This is a genomic window from Synechococcus sp. BS55D (genome assembly GCF_004332415.1).
In the GTDB taxonomy this organism is placed as follows: domain Bacteria; phylum Cyanobacteriota; class Cyanobacteriia; order PCC-6307; family Cyanobiaceae; genus Synechococcus_C.
The window spans coordinates 100,122-113,763 of the sequence record NZ_PHQT01000005.1 but is presented as its reverse complement, the minus strand read 5'-3'; the positions used below and the strand labels follow the sequence as shown (position 1 = coordinate 113,763).

Sequence of the window (13,642 nt, the reverse complement as noted above, 5' to 3'; positions counted from 1 at the left end):
AGGGGCTTCCAACAGGGCTTAATCCCTGATCGTAAAAAGCCGCCGCCTCAGCCCGGTCTTCAGCCGGGGATATAGGCGTGGAGACGCCATGTGTCGCCGTCTCGGCCAAGGATGTAGGTAATCGGCAGGGTGGTCGCAGCCGTGCGTTCGATCACCTTGCCTGCAGCATCAACGCGCTGATCGGAATAAGCGACGCGGGCCCTGAGTTCGATCCGCTGCGGCGTTCGGCTGACCAGCTCGAGGGAGGTAATCGAAGCCTCCACCGTCTGCCTTTCGCCAGCGGCTGCATCGACACTGCGCTCCTGCTGCACCTGCGACACAAGCCCATCGCGGGCGACCGCGTCGAGTTGAACATCCGCCACAGTCCCGCCGCCAAGAACGGTCGCCTTGCGATCCAGCCACGTCTGCAAAAGGGTCTGCAGCTGGGTTTCGCTAGGGGAATCGGCGTTCAGCGGCTGGAACGGTTGAGAGCCTTGGCTGCCCTGTTCAGGCCGCAGGGCCGCCTTCGGCTGCCCAGGGGTTGGCTCGGCTTTGTTCTGCTCTGTTGGCGGCTGCCCTTCGGGCTTGAGACGGCTGGGCTCCGCCTCACGACGCAGGCCAATCAGGCTGAGCGCTGCCACGACGGCCACCACAACCGCCAATACCCCGGACGCGAGCAGCGCCGGACGGCTGGGACGGGGCAGTTGATCCAACCGCTCACGCCAGCTCAATCCTGCAGCAGACTCCTCAGACCCTGAATCCGCTCCTGAAGCCAGACCCATGGAGGCTAGCGAAGCTGGTTGACCGGGCCAAGGGGCGGAATCGGCTAACGGGTCTCCAGCCGAAGGAATCTCCAGGGGCAGCGTGCCATCCGGATCGAGACCAAAGGCTGGGGTCGAGTCAAACCCAGCAGGGCGCTGCCTCCCCTCGATCCGCTCGAGACGCTCCACGAAGGCCTGCACATCCCGGTCGGCGAACCAGGCTTCGAGGTCAATGGCCTCGGCATCCACGTCCCGGTATCCCGGCAACACATCGCGCCCCAGCCAGGAGCGGCAGTAATCGCAGAGGGCCGCCAGATCGTCTCCGGGATGGCGCTGCAACCATTGCTGCAATTCAGCGTCGGTGCTGGCCTGGAAATGCCCCTGGGCATGCTCCACATCGCCGAGCAGCAGGTCAAGACAGCCCTGCAGCGGACGGGTGTCCAACCCTTCGAGGGCCAGGTCACGAAGCCGTTGGCGCGCCTGATCGAGTCGCTCGGGCTTGCGACGGGAGAAACCAGCAGCCGTCAGCGCCATGACCCCAAGGAATGCCGCATCAGCGGAGCCCTGGGCCTGCCAGCGCTCAAACAGATCCACCTGTTCCTGCACCGTCAGAAAGCGGCGGATTTGCTGGAAGAACAGCTCAAACTCCCCCTGGGGCATGCCCGACTCAGGGCTTGGTTCAGATCCTTGACCCAGAACGGCCTGAGGATCTCCCTCCAGTCCGCCACGCCTCTCCACAAAGCGCTCGAGCAGTTCAAGTCCTTCGCGCCTTGCCACCTGTTCAGCCAGGTCACGACTGAGCAAATCCAAGATCCGGTAAGGGGTGAGCTGATCTCGCTCCTGCTCAAGAATGCGACGCAGTTCGGGCAGCTTTCCAACACGCTGAAGAAGCTGAAGCCCCTCGCCCAGAAGCACGGCAGCCGACTCGTAGCGCCGCCGCTCCTGATCCTGCTCAGCAGCAGCGCGACAGGCCAGGCCGGCCAGCAGGGCCAGATCAGCCTCTCGGCCACTTCCTAAGGCCGGAGCCTGCGGCGGCTGCAGTGCCTGGCGGGCCAACTGGAAGGTCTCGTGGGGAGCATTGGCCTCCAACAGCAGGATCAGACCTGCCACCTCACGGCTGGAGGGAAGGTCGAGACCAGCCGTATCACCGGGATGATCACGACCCAGCTCCATCAGGGTCGCCTCATACTCCCTGCGACGGGAAGGATCGGTGAGCAAATCAGCCGAAAGCCGCAGGAGTTCCGCCCGCTGCTGCAGGGCCTCATGGGTGAACCCCTGATCAGGGGCGCGATCGATTCTTAGCTGCAGCGTGCGCAGGATGACATCAGCCTCGGCCGATGGGCTGACGCCTAGCAGGCGGAAATGATCGATCGGCAAGTCCAACTGCGATGCAGCCATTGGCTGCAGACTGTAGGCAGTGTCAGGGTTTTTGCCCATTCCCTGTGGGCTGACCCTTAAAGTTGACCATCACGAAAGGCCTGGGATGAGCCAAAACATCGCAATGGATAGCGCTCTTTCCGGCGCCAGCGCCTCCATGGCGGGCCCCCATGCCGAAAGGCTTTCATCGCTTGTGACGGCCCAGCGGGCCACGGTGGATCGGGAGACAGGACTTGCCCTTTACCGGGACATGACCCTGGGGCGACGGTTTGAGGACAAGTGCGCCGAGATGTACTACCGGGGCAAGATGTTCGGCTTCGTGCACCTCTACAACGGGCAGGAAGCGGTGAGCACCGGAGTCATCGGTGCCATGAAGCGCCAGCACGACTGGTTCTGCAGCACCTATCGCGATCACGTGCACGCCCTCAGCGCTGGAGTCCCGGCCAGGGAGGTCATGAGTGAGCTGTTCGGGAAAGAAACCGGCTGCAGCAAGGGCCGGGGCGGCTCCATGCACCTGTTTTCCAAGGAGCATCACCTGCTTGGTGGTTATGCCTTCATCGGTGAGGGGATTCCGGTTGCCCTGGGCTCCGCCTTCACGAGCCGCTACAAGCGCGACGCCCTTGGTGATGCCTCAAGCAATGCGGTGACAGCGGCCTTCTTCGGGGACGGCACCTGCAATAACGGCCAGTTCTTTGAATGCCTGAACATGGCCCAGCTTTGGAAGCTGCCCATCATTTTCGTGGTGGAAAACAACAAGTGGGCGATTGGCATGGCCCATGACCGCGCCACCAGTGACCCAGAGATCTGGCGCAAGGCCGGCGCTTTCGGCATGGCCGGTGAAGAGGTGGATGGCATGGATGTTCTGGCCGTGCGCGCTGCCACCCAAAGGGCTCTGGAGCGCGCCCGTGCTGGTGAAGGCCCCACCGTGCTCGAGTGCCTCACCTACCGCTTCCGTGGCCATTCCCTCGCCGACCCTGACGAGCTGAGGGCAGAGGAAGAGAAGCAATTCTGGGCCCAGCGCGACCCGCTCAAGGCTCTGGAGCGAGATCTGGTGGGTGCAGGCTTAGCCAGCAGCGAGGATCTACGCGCGATCGAAAAAGAAATCGACGCCGAAGTGCAGGATTGCGTTGACTTCGCCCTCGCAGCTCCAGAACCCGATGGTTCGGAACTGACCCGTTACATCTGGGCCGAAGACTGATCAGCAAGTGACAAGCAACTGATTCAGAGGCTCGGCATCCTGCGGGTGAGATTGCGCAGCTTGCGGAGGGCCTTGAGCTCCACCTGACGCACCCGCTCCCGAGACACCTCCATCAGACGGCCGATGTCGGCAAGGGTGTGGCGCTCATTGCCATTCAAGCCGAAACGCAAAGCGAGTACGTGCTGCTCCTGCTCACTGAGGTGGGTGAGCCAACGGCCGAGCTGTTCGTGGTGAATCGATTGCTCCACCTTGTCGAGCGGCTCATCGGAATTGCTGTCAGCAATGAGATCGCCAAGAAAGCTGCGTCCCTCCTCCCCATTCACAGGAGCATCAAGACTGCTGGTGGTCAGGGCCTGACGCAGCAACGAGTCAAGCTCGTCCATCGGCATCTCCATCGCCTCGGCGATCTCCATGCGACTCGGCATCGCCCCAAGCTTGTGAGCGAGATCGAGGGTCACCTTGCGGATCGTGGTGAGCCGCTCACTCAGGTGAACGGGCAGGCGAATCGTGCGGGATTGGCAAGCAATCGCCCGGGTCATGCTCTGACGAATCCACCAAAAGGCGTAGGTGGAGAATTTGTAACCACGGGTGGGGTCGAATTTTTCAACAGCTCGCTCTAAGCCAAGAGAACCCTCTTGAATCAGGTCAAGCAACTCCAAACCTTTTCCCTGATATTTCTTTGCAACACTGACAACCAAGCGAAGATTCGCTTTCATCATGCGCTCCTTGGCGCGCTTGCCGACACGAATCATCCGGCGATCCTGAGCACTGTGCGATTCCGAATCCGCCGGCACAGCTCCATCTTCGGTGAGACGCATCATCGCCTGCACCTGATTACCAAGCTCAATCTCCTCAGCAGGAGTCAGCAGAGGAATACGGCCAATTGTTGCGAGATACCAACTGATTGGATCACTGCTGCGTCGCTTTTGAGTCTCAGCAAGACCCGCTGCGAGGGATGCCATTGCGTCTCCGCAAGATGTGCGTGAAAAGACTTTCCTATGAAAACCAGAAGCAGTCATGTGTTTTCAGCAACCCTTCAGATTCATGAAAGGAAAACGACACAAATGCCTGCTCAAGGGAGCCAATCCAATGGCGTGATGAACGCGCATGCAGCTTTTGCATCAACCACTTACTGCGATTGCAGCTGACGAATCAGGCGCGCCAGGCTGGCCGCCACATCCCCGGCAGCACTCGAACCACGGCAGCGCGCTGCGGCCGTCGCATGCATCAATGCAGCAGCAGCCAACGGTTCCGCCTGCCACTCCATGACCGATCCCTGAGCCGCCCAGCCAGCGGCGAGGCCGGCCAGCACATCACCCAGGCCGGTGCGGGCCACATGGGCATCCGTCTCAACAAGCTGGCGGACACTGCCATCGGGTGCGGCGATCACGCTGTGGGCACCCTTCAGCAGCACCACAGCACCGGAAGACGCGGCTGCCTCCATGGCAGCCAGCAGCGGGTTGTCTAGATCGATCTGAGGGAACAGTCGACGGAATTCCCCGGCATGGGGCGTGATCCAAGTCACTGCGCGGCGCCGCTGCAGCCAGCGCCAGCCCTGATCCGAAAGGGCCAACTGATTGAGGGCATCGGCATCGAGAACGAGCACACCGGGGAAGGCAAGCAAGGGAGCTGCCGCCCGATCCCAGGGGCTGCAGGCTGAGCCAAGACCAGGTCCGATCAGCAAGGCATCCAGACGTCCGATGTCCTGACGCGCGAGGGCTTCAGCCCAGGCCATGCCACCATCCGCCGCGCTGCCACCATCCGCCTGGCGAGGAACAGCCGCATTACTTGGAACAGCCGTCGCCAACACCACCTCCGGGACCTGCTGCCAAAGGGATGGCGCGATCGACTCCGGCACGATCGCCTGCACACTGCCAGCACCGCTGGCTAGTGCACCCCGCAAGGCGAGCAGAGCCGCCCCTCGGTATCGATCGCTGCCCACCACCAGCAACACTCGCCCCCGCTCGTATTTCATGGCCCTCCGTGATGGCTGAGGCCAGGAGAGAGCGTCCAAATCACTGGGCATCAGTCCAAGGCATTCCGCCGTGGAGCCATCGGGCAACAGACGGTTGGGAATGCCGGCATCCAGCCGATGCAGTGTCCCCACATGGGCAAGGGCCGAGTCCTGCACCAGCCCCCTCTTGATCAGCGCGACCGTCAAGGTCGCCATGGCCACCGCCGCATCCCCCGAATGGGGGATGCCCGTGTCTCCATCCAGGCCTGCGGGCACGTCCAGGCTCACCAGGCGTCCGGGTCGATGCTGCTCGCGCTCACGGAACAGAACCGCCAGGGATTCCGGCAAAGGCCGATGCTGACCAAGCCCGAAGAGCGCCTCGATCCAAAGCATCGGGTCCGACGGGTCTGGATCCGCCTCAAGCACAGGCAGCCCAAGCCAGCGGGCATGGCTCCAGTGCTGCTCGGTGAGGGGCTGTCGAATCGGCAGGGGCGCCCAAAGGCGAACCGCCACGCCAGCCTGAGCCAACTCTCTGGCCACCACCAAACCATCACCGCCGTTATGGCCCGGCCCCACGAGCACGAGCACACCCTCACGCAGGAGTTCTGGGCGGGCCAGAAACCAGGCGGCCATCGCCAAGCCCACCTTCTCCATCAACGCCGCAACAGGGAGGCCGCTGGAGAGCCACTCCCGCTCGAGAGTGGTCATCCGCTCCGAACTCACCAACCAGTGATCAGCGTCGGGTGAGGGCCAGGACACGAACAGGCAGCCGGGACCTCACTATGGAGAGATCAGACACAACCGCCCATGGGTTCAGCTCCGGCCACCGATGCAGGGCAACAGGCCCTCGCACGCCTGCGCCTCTGGCCTGGTGAGCACCGCGTCGCGGTTGGTCTCTCGGGCGGGGTCGACAGCTCCCTGACCGCTGCACTCCTGGTGGAGGCCGGATGGCAGGTGGAGGGGCTCACCCTCTGGTTGATGAGCGGCAAGGGCGCCTGCTGCGCCGAGGGGCTGGTGGATGCGGCAGGCATCTGCGAGCAGCTCGACATTCCGCATCATGTGGTGGATTTCCGAGAGCATTTCAAGGAGCAGATCGTGACCTTCCTGGTGGAGGGTTATGGCAACGGCGTCACACCACTCCCCTGTTCCCGCTGCAATCGTGAAGTGAAATTCGGCCCGATGCTCCGCTGGGCGCAGGACGAGCGCAGCATTTCCAGGATCGCCACAGGCCATTACGCCCGCATCCGCCATGGTGATCAGAGCGACAACGGCCGCCACCAGTTGCTGCGAGGCCTCGACAGCCAAAAAGATCAGAGTTATTTCCTCTACGACCTGCCGCAGGAGGCCCTGGGCCGCCTGGTGTTCCCCCTTGGAGAGCTGACCAAGGGCGACACGCGGGCCGAAGCGGAACGCCATGGTCTACGCACCGCCAAAAAAGCGGAGAGCCAGGACCTTTGTCTGGCGGATCACCATGGCTCCATGCGCGCGTTTCTCGATGCTTACCTGCCCCCCCGCCAGGGGGAGATCGTGCTGCGCGATGGCACCGTTGTGGGGCAGCACGACGGCATCGAGCATTTCACCATTGGCCAGCGCAAGGGTCTGGGGGTGGCCTGGAGCGAGCCACTGCACGTGGTACGCCTTGATTCAGCCATGAACCAAGTGGTGGTCGCCCCCCGCGCGGACGCCGGGGAAACGGGCTGCAGCGTCGGCGCTGTGAACTGGGTCTCAATCCCAGCCCCTGCCATCGGCGAGGGCCTCACGGTGGAGGTGCAGGTGCGGTACCGCAGCCAGCCGGTACCCGCCCAACTGGAGGTGATTGAACCGACCGCTGACGACGCAGCCGCCGATCGCCCCCAACGGGTTCGCCTGCGCTTTGAGGAGCCGCAGTTCTCGATCACCCCCGGCCAGGCGGCGGTGTTCTACGCGGGGGAGCGGGTGCTGGGGGGCGGCCTGATCCAGCAAAACGCCGCCTGAGCACAGCGAGCGCCGCCAACAGGGTGATCAGCCCCAGGGGCCCCTCCCCCCAGCGCACATACCCCGTGCCTCCCTGCTGGGGATGCAGCTCAGCAAGGGCAAGCCCGGAGACACCCGGTCGAAGCAGCCACTGGGTTTGACCATTGGCCGAAACGGTGGCGGTTGGCCCGGTGTTCGCGGCACTGAGCAGAGGCCTGGCGGTCTCGAGACTGCGCAATTGCGCGAGTGCCAGGAATTGATGCTGCAGCAGCACGGGATAGGGGTCGAGGTTGGCGATGGTGAGCAGCCACTGGGCCCCCTCCGCCACCGCCCTGGCGATCGCCGCGCCGTTGCTGAGTTCGTAACAGATGGCCACAGCGGCCGGTGGCCCTGACCACCGCCAAAAGCGTGAGGGCGGGCCGGGCTCCACACCACCCACCGCGGACAGACCGGCTCCAAGCCCTGGCCAGTCGGGCAGCCATTCACCGAGGGGCACCAGCCTGTGCTTGTCGATGGCGGCACTGGGCTGCTCTGCACCCGTTGGAATCAGCAGCAACGCGCTGCGTTGACGCCCCTGCCGCCAGCGGAAACCACCGCTGAGCAGGGGCAGGGGAGCTGGACTGCGCAGACGGGCATCGAGGGGCAGGGTTCCCTCAGGAGCGACGAACCAATCGGCCCCCTGCAGGGCAGCCTGCTCAAGAGCCGATTCCAGGCCGGCGGCCTGACGGGCCTGCTGCTCAGGCTGAAACTTCTCTCGGGTCGGAATCGCTGGCTGCCAGAGGGCCACTCGCCAGCCCAGAACCGGCTCAGGGCCAGAAGCAAGAAGACGCCCACCGAGGCCATGGGCCAGCAGCAACACCAGGAGCCCAGCCGCCAACCAGAGGCGCCAGCCCTGCATCCGCAACTGCACCAAGCGCACACCCCGCCAAAGCCACCAGCCCATGAGCAACAACAGGGCCGCCAGCCCTCCGGCACCAATCCAGCGGGCCAAACCGGCGAACCAGGGATCCGCCGGCAACAGCGAGCCCCCCACGCCGATCCAAAACAGAGGGGTACGGGAGAGGGCGGTCTCCATCAGGCCCCACACCCCGGCCAGCAAGAGAGCTGAGCCGAAGCGGCTGCTGTCGATCCAGGTCGCCAGGGCCGCCCAGACCGCCAGCAACAGAGCGGCGACAGCAGCGCAAAAGCCCCAGATCAAAAGGGCCAACGGCAGGCTCAAGGGAGCCGGGACCCCGATCCAGGTGAGCGGATGCAAAGCCAGCAGCCAGCGATGACTCACCAGCACAGCCACCGCTGCCCAGAGCGCTGCCGCTACAGGACGACGCTGGGCCGACCAGAGCAGCGCCAGTGCTGGGATCATCCACAGCGGTCCCCCCAGCCACCAGCCCCCCGGCAAGCCAAGGGTCAGACCAGCCAGCAGGCCACCCAGCCCTCCCTGCACCAGGGCCAAGGATCGGTCATTGCCCATGGTCAGCGGCGACGCGCGAAGCCATCCTGATGGCAGGACCGGATCGGGATCAGCCATGGAGACCGCCAACCCCCTTCAGCAGCTGCTGCTGCGAGGCCTGGGCACCACCACTCTTGTGGCGGATCGACTTCGCTATGTGACCCAGGAGTGGGTGAGCAGCGGTCGGCTGGATCCCTCCCACGCCAGTGCACTGGTGGACGATGTGCTCAAGGCTCTCCGGGGGGAAACCCCTGAACTGGAGCAGCAGATGGGACGCAATCTCGAGCGCAATCGCGACAACCTGCTGCAAGACCTCGGCCTGGCCAGCCAGCGGGAACTGGATGAACTGCGCGGCCGGATTGACCGCCTTGAGCAACAGTTGCGTCAGCGTGAACGCCAGGAGTGAACCTGCAACAATCAGCTCCTCCCCCCAATCCAGCATCCGTGCGCGACATTCTGATCAGCTCTGCCGTCTGCGTGGCCTGCCTGATAGTGGCGCTTGTCAGCCAGATCGTGGCCCCATCCACCATCGCCCCTGCCATGGCCGCCACTGCTCCTGCCCTGGAGAAGAGCGCGCCCTCAGCCGCGGCATCCGCACCCATGGAGCTGGATCCTGAGGATCCCAACCCCACACTTTTTGCCATGGCAGCCGACTCCAATCAGGCCGATGCCTCCGCCCTGGGCGGGCCCATGAGCGTCGAAAAACCGCAAATCACCGCCAGCGGCCTTCGCATCACCGACCTCGTGGTCGGAACCGGTGCCGAAGCCAGCGCCGGACAAACCGTTGTTGTGAACTATCGCGGCACGCTTGAGAACGGCAAGGAATTCGACAGCAGCTACAACCGCGGACCGTTCAGCTTCCCCCTTGGCGCTGGTCGTGTGATCAAAGGCTGGGATGAAGGCGTGGCCGGCATGAAAGTCGGCGGCAAGCGCAAGCTCGTGATTCCCCCCGATCTCGGCTACGGCAGCCGTGGTGCAGGCGGCATCATTCCCCCCAATGCCACCCTCATCTTTGAAGTGGAACTGCTGGAGGTGAAGGGCTGAGGCGCCGGAGCACGTCTATGGCGGCAGGGCTGTCGTTAGGATCCCGCCGCCGAACGTCATTCCCATGGCCCATACCCTTCCCCAGCTGCCCTACGCCCTGGATGCCCTGGAGCCGCACATCTCCCGCTCCACCCTGGAATTTCACCACGGCAAGCACCACAACGCCTACGTCACCAATCTGAACAAGGCGATTGAGGGAACGGACCTCGACAACAAGAGCCTCGAGGAGGTCATCACCGCAGTGGCCGGTGATGCCAGCAAGGCGGGTGTGTTCAACAACGCTGCTCAGGTCTGGAACCACAGCTTCTACTGGCAGTGCATGAAGCCAGGTGGCGGCGGCCAACCCAGTGGTGCACTGCTCGACAAGATCAACGCTGACTTCGGCAGCTACGAGGCTTTCGTTGAACAGTTCAAGACTGCCGGCGCAACCCAATTCGGCAGCGGCTGGGCCTGGCTGGTGCTGGATAACGGCACCCTGAAGATCACCAAAACCGCTAACGCCGACCTGCCCCTGGCCCATGGTCAGAAGGCTCTGCTCACCATGGATGTCTGGGAGCACGCCTACTACCTCGACTACCAGAACCGTCGCCCTGACTACATCACCACCTACCTCGACAAGCTGGTGAACTGGGACTTCGTGGCTGCCAACCTGGCAGCCGCCTGACCGCGTAGCAGCCCGTTCGTTGCTCTTCAGCAAAGCCCCCGCGTTGCGGGGGCTTTTTTTGGTGGCTCAGCAGGTCGGTTAGCCCGCGATCAAGGTGCGCAATCCGGCTTCCACATCCGGCTGGCGCATCAGCGCTTCGCCCACCAACACAGCCCCTGCACCAGCGGCCTGAACCCGATCCAGATCGGCGCGACTGAACAGACCCGATTCGCTCACAAGCAGAACCTGCTGCTCCTGAAGTCGCTCCCCGAACTGGGCCGTGAGCGTTTCTGTCGTGGCCAGGTCCGTCTCGAAGCTAGTGAGATCTCGATTATTGATGCCGATGAGAGGGAAGCCCCCCAGGCTGAGCACCCGCTCCAGCTCGTCAGCGTCGTGAACCTCCACGAGCACCGTGAGCCCAAGGCTGGAGGCCACCTTGCGCAAGTAAGTGAGATCCTGATCGCTCAGAATGGCCGCGATCAGCAAAGCGGCATCGGCACCTGCTGCCCTGGCCTGATACAGCTGGTAAGGGCTGAGGATGAACTCCTTGCAGAGCAGGGGCAGATCCACAGCGTCGCGAACCTCCACCAGCACCTCAAAACCTCCCTGGAAGAAGGTTTTGTCCGTGAGTACCGACAGGCAGCTCGCGCCACCGGCTGCATAGGCACGGGCGATCGCCACAGGGTCAAAGTCCTCCCTGATCACTCCCTTGCTGGGGCTGGCCTTCTTGACTTCTGCAATCACTGCTGGAAGCACTGGCGCAGCACGCAGGGCCGCAAGAAAGTCCCGGGATGGCGGCAGCTTGGCCACCTTGCTCTTCAACTGATCCAAAGGCATCCGCTGGCGGGCTGCCTCAATCTCCCGGTCTTTCTCCCAAACAATCTTCTCGAGAATGTGGCGGGGTTCCTCCTCGGCGTGGGGGATGGCGTATTCCAGGTGAGCCACTTGGATCCGCGGATTCGGGGGACGGCGCCGGATTTCCATCGCTCAGGCCCCCAAAGCTGCAGCAGCCTGCTTGTAGGCCACTTCCACCACCTCGCTGAGGGTTGGGTGGGTGTGCACCTCGGTGACCAGTTGCCGCACGCTCTGACGACGGGCGACGGCATTGGCGACCTCCTGAATCAGATCAGCCGCATGCAATCCATAAATGTGGGCACCGAGCACCTCACCGCTGGCTTTGTTGAACAGCAGCTTCATCAGGCCGTCACTCTCGAGTTCAGCGAGAGCCTTGGAGTTGGCCTTGAAGTAACTGCGCACCACGCCAAGCTCAAACCCCTGGTCCGTGGCCAGCTGTTTGGCATCCACCTCACTCAGACCCACCGAACTGATCTCCGGATGGGTGAAGGTGGCGGCCGGGATGCTGCGGTAATCAATCTGTCGGGAATGGCCAAGGATGTTGTCCACGGCCACGGTGCCCTGGGCTGCTGCCGTATGGGCCAGCATCAACTTGCCGGTCACATCGCCGACAGCCCAGAGATGGGGAACGGGCTGGCCATTCACCAGCACGCGCATGCTGTCGTCAATCGGAACGAAGCCTCGATGGGTCTCAACGCCAAGGGCCTCGAGGTTGAGCCCCTTGCTGCTTGGCACCCGGCCCGTGGCCACGAGGACTGCATCCACCTCCAGGGTCTCCACCGGCTCACGGGTCTGCATCTCCACCAACTCAATCTGCACCGGTGCTCCAGGCTTGATGGATTGAGCCAACACGCCTGAGCGGGCATCGATGTCACGACCATCGATCAGCTTGCGGGCAGCGAGCTTGGCGATGTCGGGATCAAAGGTGGGCATCACCCGATCCAACGCTTCGATCATCGTGACCTCACAACCGAGGGCGGTGTAGACGTCGGCAAATTCGAGGCCGATGTAGCCGCTACCGATGATCGCGATCCAGCGGGGCAGCCATTCCAGATTCACCGCCTCGTCACTGGTAAACACGCTGCGGCCATCGGTTTCGATGCCTGGCGGCACAAATGGATCGGAGCCCGTGGCCAGAATCACATCGCGGGCCGTGAGCACCCGATCAACACCATTGATTTCACGCACGCCCACCCGCTGACTGCCCTCCAGGCGGCCCTTACCGCGGATGATCGTGACCCCAGAACGCTCGAGCGTCTTGGTGAGGTTGCTACGGATGGTCGCCACGAGCTGGTTGGCGTGATCCGCAATCTTCTGGCGCTCGAAACGCACCGGTGCCGCATGAATTCCGAAACCAGCGAGGTGCTCTGCATCCGCGAGTTCGCGTACGCGACCGCTGGCCGCAAGGAGCGCCTTCGACGGCACACAGCCACGGTTCACGCAGGTACCGCCCATGTCGCGGGATTCGATGATCGCCGTGCGCAGCCCATGCTCGGCTGCATGCTTGGCGGCATCAAAGCCGCCGTAGCCGGCGCCGATCACGATGACATCAAAGTCGAAACTGGCGTCGCTCACCCGGTCAGCTGCGTTGGAGCGGTCATTGTCGCCCGTCGGCGTTCCAACAGGAGTGGAACGGCGGCCGACGCCACGTTCAACGACTCGACCTTTGCACTGTGGGGAAGGGTGACGCCATGGCTGCAGCAGGCCAGCAGCTCGCCGTGAAGCCCGCCCCCCTCATTCCCCAGCACCAGCGCCGTGGGTCGTGTCCAGTCCAGCTCCCAGTAGGGAACCACGGAACAATCGACACGAGCTCCGGGCACGAGGGTGGCGACGACCTGAACGCCCCGTTCCCGCAAGCCCTGGAGTTTCTCAGCCAAGGTGCGCACCCCTGAGTCCTCCCCAGGCCCGAAGCGCTCCACTGGCAATCGAAGAATGGAACCAGCGGAACTCCGCACCACCTTGGTACCGAACGGATCCGCGCCGGAAGCCTGCCAAACCACCTCCACCTCCGCCGCCAGGGCTGTACGCAGCAGCGTTCCAAGGTTGCCTGGGTCCTGGAGGCGATCCAGAGCAAGCACAAACTCGGGCTTGGCCGGGGGTTGAGGCAACGCCGAGAGCGGAAGCAGACACGCCACCCCGTCGGGATGCACCGTGGATAAGGAGGCCTGCAACACCGTCTCACTCACCTGGTGCACACGCAGGGCTGATGACCACCCCTCCAGCAGCTGAGGATGACGGTTGATCCAGTCGGGAGTGGCGACCAGTTCGGTCACATGAACGGCCGCTTCAGCACCCTGCAACTCCTGCAAGCCATGGGTGCCCTCCAGCAAGAGCAACCCCTCGCGTTCCCGTCCGGCACGGGCTGCGAGCGCCCGAAGGCGCGCGACCAACGGATTACGCCGGCTGGTGATCAGCGGACTCTCCATCGCAC

The 13,642-nt window shown here is 63.6% G+C and carries 12 protein-coding genes; 5 read left to right on the top strand and 7 right to left on the bottom strand.

Annotation, left to right across the window (positions count from 1 at the left end):
* Positions 1 to 59: 59 nt before the first annotated feature.
* Positions 60 to 2,177 carry an ARC6/PARC6 family protein gene (locus CWE16_RS11385; RefSeq protein WP_131595514.1) on the bottom strand — a complete coding sequence of 706 codons (2,118 nt, stop codon included), beginning with the start codon at positions 2,175 to 2,177 and terminating at the stop codon, positions 60 to 62.
* A gap of 46 nt (positions 2,178 to 2,223) precedes the next feature.
* On the opposite strand from CWE16_RS11385, the gene pdhA reads away from it, so the two are divergent.
* A complete protein-coding gene (gene pdhA, locus CWE16_RS11380; RefSeq protein ID WP_131456226.1) occupies positions 2,224 to 3,315 on the top strand; it encodes a pyruvate dehydrogenase (acetyl-transferring) E1 component subunit alpha in 1,092 nt (363 codons plus the stop codon).
* A gap of 23 nt (positions 3,316 to 3,338) precedes the next feature.
* Here the strand turns inward: pdhA and CWE16_RS11375 are convergent, their stop codons facing one another.
* Together CWE16_RS11375 and CWE16_RS11370 are read right to left on the bottom strand one after the other, a co-directional pair.
* Positions 3,339 to 4,277, bottom strand: a complete 939-nt coding sequence (locus tag CWE16_RS11375) for an RpoD/SigA family RNA polymerase sigma factor (RefSeq protein WP_131595512.1) — start codon at positions 4,275 to 4,277, stop codon at positions 3,339 to 3,341.
* 167 nt (positions 4,278 to 4,444) lie between these two features.
* Complete coding sequence (locus CWE16_RS11370; RefSeq protein WP_236629718.1) at positions 4,445 to 5,977, bottom strand: NAD(P)H-hydrate dehydratase; 1,533 nt, start codon at positions 5,975 to 5,977, stop codon at positions 4,445 to 4,447.
* Positions 5,978 to 6,076: 99 nt separating this feature from the next.
* Here CWE16_RS11370 and mnmA point away from each other — a divergent pair, with 99 nt between their 5' ends.
* Complete coding sequence (gene mnmA / locus CWE16_RS11365) at positions 6,077 to 7,243, top strand: tRNA 2-thiouridine(34) synthase MnmA (protein WP_131595508.1); 1,167 nt, start codon at positions 6,077 to 6,079, stop codon at positions 7,241 to 7,243.
* Here mnmA and CWE16_RS11360 read toward each other — a convergent pair.
* A complete protein-coding gene (locus CWE16_RS11360) occupies positions 7,164 to 8,690 on the bottom strand; it encodes an apolipoprotein N-acyltransferase (protein ID WP_131595506.1) in 1,527 nt (508 codons plus the stop codon). The two genes, mnmA and CWE16_RS11360, sit on opposite strands and share 80 nt — an antisense overlap.
* A gap of 55 nt (positions 8,691 to 8,745) precedes the next feature.
* On the opposite strand from CWE16_RS11360, the gene CWE16_RS11355 reads away from it, so the two are divergent.
* The 3 genes from CWE16_RS11355 to CWE16_RS11345 all read left to right on the top strand — a co-directional run bounded on the left by CWE16_RS11355 (position 8,746) and on the right by CWE16_RS11345 (position 10,377).
* On the top strand, positions 8,746 to 9,075 hold the full coding sequence (locus CWE16_RS11355) for a phasin family protein (RefSeq protein WP_131456218.1): 330 nt from the start codon (positions 8,746 to 8,748) through the stop codon (positions 9,073 to 9,075).
* 38 nt (positions 9,076 to 9,113) lie between these two features.
* Positions 9,114 to 9,713, top strand: a complete 600-nt coding sequence (locus tag CWE16_RS11350; RefSeq protein ID WP_131595504.1) for an FKBP-type peptidyl-prolyl cis-trans isomerase — start codon at positions 9,114 to 9,116, stop codon at positions 9,711 to 9,713.
* Positions 9,714 to 9,777: 64 nt separating this feature from the next.
* Positions 9,778 to 10,377: a superoxide dismutase gene (locus CWE16_RS11345; RefSeq protein WP_131595502.1), complete on the top strand. Its 600-nt coding sequence runs from the start codon at positions 9,778 to 9,780 to the stop codon at positions 10,375 to 10,377.
* A 78-nt stretch (positions 10,378 to 10,455) separates the two neighbouring features.
* Here CWE16_RS11345 and trpC read toward each other — a convergent pair whose 3' ends face one another.
* The 3 genes from trpC to CWE16_RS11330 are packed head-to-tail and all read right to left on the bottom strand — an operon-like array spanning position 10,456 to position 13,637.
* Complete coding sequence (gene trpC, locus CWE16_RS11340) at positions 10,456 to 11,340, bottom strand: indole-3-glycerol phosphate synthase TrpC (protein ID WP_131595500.1); 885 nt, start codon at positions 11,338 to 11,340, stop codon at positions 10,456 to 10,458.
* 3 nt (positions 11,341 to 11,343) lie between these two features.
* On the bottom strand, positions 11,344 to 12,786 hold the full coding sequence (gene lpdA, locus CWE16_RS11335; RefSeq protein WP_131595498.1) for a dihydrolipoyl dehydrogenase: 1,443 nt from the start codon (positions 12,784 to 12,786) through the stop codon (positions 11,344 to 11,346).
* Entirely contained in the window at positions 12,783 to 13,637 is an 855-nt protein-coding gene (locus CWE16_RS11330; protein WP_131595496.1) for a TrmH family RNA methyltransferase, read from the bottom strand. Before CWE16_RS11330 ends, lpdA begins: the two co-directional genes overlap by 4 nt.
* Positions 13,638 to 13,642 lie beyond the last annotated feature (5 nt).